Source organism: Thermovirga sp. (assembly GCA_012523215.1).
GTDB lineage: Bacteria > Synergistota > Synergistia > Synergistales > Thermovirgaceae > 58-81.
This window is the reverse complement of record JAAYIZ010000023.1, coordinates 1-3,387: the sequence shown is the minus strand read 5'-3', so window position 1 is coordinate 3,387 and position 3,387 is coordinate 1. Positions and strand designations below refer to the sequence as shown.

Sequence of the window (3,387 nt, the reverse complement as noted above, 5' to 3'; positions counted from 1 at the left end):
TGGAAGGCTTCGCCAGGCTCTCAAAGGTATCCAGCAACAGGTCGCCCTTATCGTCGCACTCCAAAATGCTAAGATCACATCCGGTCAAATACAAGGGGCGTAACACGGAATTATGCTCCAGGACCGTTGTGATCACGTGGTCCTCTTTTTTGACCAGTCCGCGGATCACGAGGTTGAGGCTCTCCGTCGATGACGATGTGAATGCCACCCGGAGCGGGTCCTCGAGCTCCGCGAGGTCGGCGATCTCCTTGCGCGTCCGGTATATTTCCCTGTTGGCCAGCATGACCGCGCCGTAAAAGGAGCGCCCGGCGTTGCCGAAATGATCGATGGCGTACTTTACGGCCTTGGCCACCTCGGACGGCTTGATCAGCGTCGTCGCGCTGTTGTCGAAATATATCATTATCTTTACCCTTCCTTCTAGGTGTCAGACCTACACAATTGACAGATCCAGTTTCCGGGCCACTTCAAGGACTTTCTTTTCCAAGACCTTGTCCTTTTTCATGGCCTCGTCGAACCGCTTCCTCGCCTGGGTCACCCCCGAGGGCGTGAGATCGAAAAGGTTCCCGATCTCCTGTAGCTTCGCCCCGCTGAAACGATGGCAAAGGTAAATCCCCCCCGCCCTGGCCAGCCTGCCGCCGCCGGGGAACGCCTCTCCTACCGCCGCTTTGATCTTCCCTATGTCGGGCCTCCCCTGCAGCTCCCGCAAGGCGGGGATATCCCTGTCGGGCGCCAGTCCCTCTAGGTAGGTCTCCTTTATGTACCTGACAAAGTCATCGCTGCCAAGAATGGTCGAGGCGATCGAGCCGGAAAGAAGGTCAGGGCTCTTTTTCCCGACGGCCTTCAGGATGTAGTCCCTGTAATGTACCCTTTGCTTGCCCGGCTCCGTCCCGAAATACCCCAGGACAAAACCGGTGGAAAACCACGGGGGCGCCGTCCTCTCCTGGTAGAACCGGTAACTGCTCCACTTGTACTCTTCCGGGGAGGCCACCATCTTAGCCCTCACGGGGTTAAGATGTATATAGCGGGACAGTTCAGCGGCGTAGGCATCCGCCTCGACAAGAATGGCCTTGTAGCGACCCTGCAGGAGATGACCCGCCCTCTTTCGCTTCACGTTGAAGTAATTTGTGTAGGAGTTGTTGATATGCTTCATGATCCTGGATAGGTTACCCTCGGGGGTTTCGATCATCAGGTGGTAGTGGTTGTTCATAAGGCAATAGGCGTGGAATACGGCCCCGTACCTCTCCGCAGCCGACTCCAGGTAGGTCAGGAATTTCTCCCTGTCGCCTTCACTTTTGAAGATATCCTTTTGCTCGTTACCCCTGGATGTGACATGATAAAAAGCTCTCGGGTATTCGATCCTCAAGGGTCTGCCCATCGTCAAACCTCCGTCCCCGGCAGGGCAAATTTACCCCATTCTGGATCGAAAAACCCATTTCGTCAATTGTGTAGGTCTGACACCTTTCCCTTAAAAGGATATAATAGCGACTCTTAATTAGGGGGTGCAGTACATACAATGAGATTCGGAAAAAGAACGGACTTCGACAGGAACTTCCTGATGGGGAACATGATGGGACCCAACTGCGTCAGGATAGCAGCTGAAATTTTGCAAAAGGTATCCCTGAAACCGGGCATGCGGGTCCTTGACCTGGGCTGCGGAAAGGGCCTTACCTCCATATTCCTGGCAAGGGAGTTGGACGTCCAGGTCTTTGCCACCGACCTCTGGATAGAAGCGACGGAGAACTACGATCGCTTCAAGGACCTGGGCCTCGAAGAAGAGATCATCCCCATACATGCCGACGCAAGGGCCCTGCCCTTCGCCCACGGTTACTTTGACGCGGTTGTCAGCATAGACTCTTACCACTACTTCGGGAACACCCCTGACTATCTCGACACCCATCTCGTCCCCCTGCTGAAAAGGGGGGGCACTATTGCCGTTTCGGTCCCCGGTCTTATCAGGGACTTCACCGACGGTGTGCCTGCTGTGCTTAAACCTTTCTGGGAAAAGTGGGAAAAGGAGCTGCAGGGAGAAATGAACATCTACTCAGCTGAATGGTGGACCCGTCTTTGGGGACATTCTTTAAATATCACCCTTGAGGAATGTTTCTCCCACACATGTCATAAACAGGCATGGGAGGAATGGCTTGAATGTGACAACCCCTACGCGAAGGAAGACATCGAAATGATGAAAACCGAGAGCGGGCAATACTTCAACACCATAGGCCTTGTCGCCAGGAAGAACTGATCCATTTACAATGAACTGCACATCCCTGTAACGGAGGAATAAAACATGCCGAAAGAGATCATCCTTGAAAGAATGACCTGGCCAAAGGTCGGGAAAGCGATTGAAGAGGGATACGATACGGCAGTCTTCGCCTGCGGGGCGACAGAGCAGCACGGCCTCCACCTGCCCCTTTTTGTCGATGCTGAACACGGTGAGCGCATGGCCCTGGAAGTCGCCCGAAGGCTGGGGAAAGCACTCGTAGCCCCATCAATAAGGGTGGGCTGTTCGGAGCATCACATGGCCTTTCCGGGAACCATATCGATACTTCCCGAAACTCTTGAAGCACTTGTACGTGACTATTGCGTCAGCCTCTCCAGGCACGGCTTCAAGAATATCTGCATAATTCCAACCCACGGAGGCAATTTTGCGCCGATTGCAGTGATGCTGGATCGCCTCCGGGAAGCCGTGGAACCCGGGACCCGCGTATTCGCATTTACCGACCTGGAGGGCATGATGAAGGCCTGGCGAAATGCGGTGCAAAAGGAAAGTGGGCTCGGCAACAGGGTTGGGGGGCACGCTGACATCGCCGAAAGCTCGATAATGATGGTGCTTCATCCTGAACTGGTCGATAAAAACATCGCTGAGCCTGGGTTTACAGACCCTGTCACGCCTGAAGTTCTCGACCGCATGTTCAAGGAGGGATTGCAGAACCTCACCCCTAACGGCGTCATGGGCGACCCCCGGGGGATGTCGGCACCGATCGGGCTCAGATGTATTGACACCTTCGCGGGGTTGATCTCCGATTTCTTTGCAGGCCAGATCAGGGAAGTTACAGAAGATTCCTGCTGAACCCTGTTATCTACCCTCTTTTATCTTCTATCTTTATGGCGTCAGACCTACACAATTGACAGAACTGGAAGTACCAGTCCAGGACCTGGTGGGAGCACTCCCGACAGGGGTATCCCCTTTTCGGGCTGAAAATAAGGTCCGGTATTGAAACGATCAAGGTAGCGATAAATGAAGCGTCCCCCGAAGCAGCCAGCCGGCGGGAAGATGGGGTTATGGCTTCACCTAGATACAATTCATCAATTGTGTAGGTCTGACACCTGCTTTGTTTTGACACCTATGAGGTTAGGGTTTTCGATCCTCAAGGGTCTACCCATAGT

At 54.0% G+C, this 3,387-nt stretch carries 4 protein-coding genes; 2 read left to right on the top strand and 2 right to left on the bottom strand.

The window, feature by feature from the left end; translation table 11 throughout:
- Both GX108_00755 and GX108_00750 read right to left on the bottom strand, forming a co-directional pair.
- Positions 1–400: aminotransferase class V-fold PLP-dependent enzyme (locus GX108_00755; GenBank protein NLO55579.1), on the bottom strand; the 400-nt coding region annotated here is incomplete at its 3' end.
- 30 nt (positions 401–430) lie between these two features.
- Positions 431–1,375, bottom strand: a complete 945-nt coding sequence (locus tag GX108_00750) for a hypothetical protein (GenBank protein NLO55578.1) — start codon at positions 1,373–1,375, stop codon at positions 431–433.
- A 138-nt stretch (positions 1,376–1,513) separates the two neighbouring features.
- Here GX108_00750 and GX108_00745 point away from each other — a divergent pair, with 138 nt between their 5' ends.
- Both GX108_00745 and GX108_00740 read left to right on the top strand, forming a co-directional pair.
- The gene (locus GX108_00745; GenBank protein NLO55577.1) at positions 1,514–2,242 is read left to right on the top strand and encodes a methyltransferase domain-containing protein; all 729 of its coding nucleotides are present in this window, start codon (positions 1,514–1,516) and stop codon (positions 2,240–2,242) included.
- A 45-nt stretch (positions 2,243–2,287) separates the two neighbouring features.
- On the top strand, positions 2,288–3,070 hold the full coding sequence (locus tag GX108_00740) for a creatininase family protein (GenBank protein NLO55576.1): 783 nt from the start codon (positions 2,288–2,290) through the stop codon (positions 3,068–3,070).
- Positions 3,071–3,387: the final 317 nt, after the last annotated feature.

Bases quoted from the DNA above. Each gene is read 5' to 3' on its own strand.
- GX108_00745 (NLO55577.1), top strand. From the start codon at position 1,514: ATGAGATTCGGAAAAAGAACGGACTTCGACAGGAACTTCCTGATGGGG.
- GX108_00740 (NLO55576.1), top strand. From the start codon at position 2,288: ATGCCGAAAGAGATCATCCTTGAAAGAATGACCTGGCCAAAGGTCGGG.
- GX108_00750 (NLO55578.1), bottom strand. From the start codon at position 1,375: ATGGGCAGACCCTTGAGGATCGAATACCCGAGAGCTTTTTATCATGTC.